The sequence below is a fragment of the Rhodoferax sp. LS1R11 genome (assembly GCF_056521395.1).
Map to the genome: position 1 here is coordinate 1 of NZ_JBWMAW010000046.1, position 1,080 is coordinate 1,080.

The 1,080-nt window shown below is 60.7% G+C and carries 1 protein-coding gene; it reads right to left on the reverse strand.

Going from position 1 to position 1,080, the window contains the following annotated elements:
* Positions 1 to 54 precede the first annotated feature (54 nt).
* On the reverse strand, positions 55 to 1,080 hold a 1,026-nt coding region (gene tnpC, locus AC097N_RS21235; protein ID WP_479584057.1), incomplete at its 5' end, for an IS66 family transposase.

A 1,080-nucleotide genomic window follows, 5' to 3' on the forward strand; every position in this document is an offset into this window, starting at 1 on the left:
GTAAGCATGCGGTGAACCCATATTGACTGCGCATTGCAGTCCTGCTTTACCGAGCTAGCTTTGTGGTTGCCAGCGGTGCGGCAGCAGTTCATGAATCTGGCTTGCCCGTTGCGTTGGCAGCCGTGTCAGGACATCCTTGAGATAGGCGTACGGGTCATGCCCATTGAGCTTGGCGCTTTGGATCAGACTCATCACGGCCGCCGCCCGCTGGCCCGCGCGCAGAGATCCTGCGAACAACCAGTTGTTGCGACCGATGGCAATCGGCCGAATTTGATTCTCGATATGGTTGTTGTCCACGGGCAGGCGCCCGTCGGTGACGAAACGCGTGAGCGCACCCCAACGCCGCAGGCTGTAGTCCAGTGCCTTGGCCGTAGCTGATCCATCCACGATCTTTTGCCGATTGAGCACCATCCACTGGTGCAAGGCATCGAGCAGCGGTTTTGATCTTTCCTGGCGTATTCGTCGTCGCTCGTCGGGGGTGAACTCTTTGACTTCCCGCTCGATGTCGTAAATCCTGCCGATCTGCTCCAGCGCACTTTGTGCGATCTGGCTTTTGTTGCTGGCGTGCAGGTCAAAGAATTTGCGCCGGGCGTGGGCCAGACAGCCCGCCTCGGTGACACCTTGGGTCATCAGTTGCTTGTAGCCACTGAAGTCATCGCAGACCAGGTTGCCTCGCCATTTCCCCAGGAAGATTTTGGCGTTCTCCCCGGCGCGTGACTCGCAGAAGTCATAGACCACAGCCTTGGTGTCCTCAAAGGCACCGGCGGCATAGGCCCACAGGTAGGCCCGGTGCGTCTTGCCACTGCCCGGCTTGAGCATCTGTACCGGGGTCTCGTCTGCGTGCACCACGCTGTGCGTGAGGATGTCGTCCTTCAGGGCGTCCACCAGCGCTTGCAACTGTACGCCGCAGCTTCCCACCCAGGCGCCCAGTGTGGAGCGGGGAATGGCCAATCCGGCACGACCGAAGATGGCCTCCTGGCGGTACAGCGGCAAGTGGTCGGCAAACTTGGCGACCAGCACCTGGGCCAGCAGGCCGGCGGTGGGAATCCCTTTGTCGATGACATGCGCATCAACCGGGGC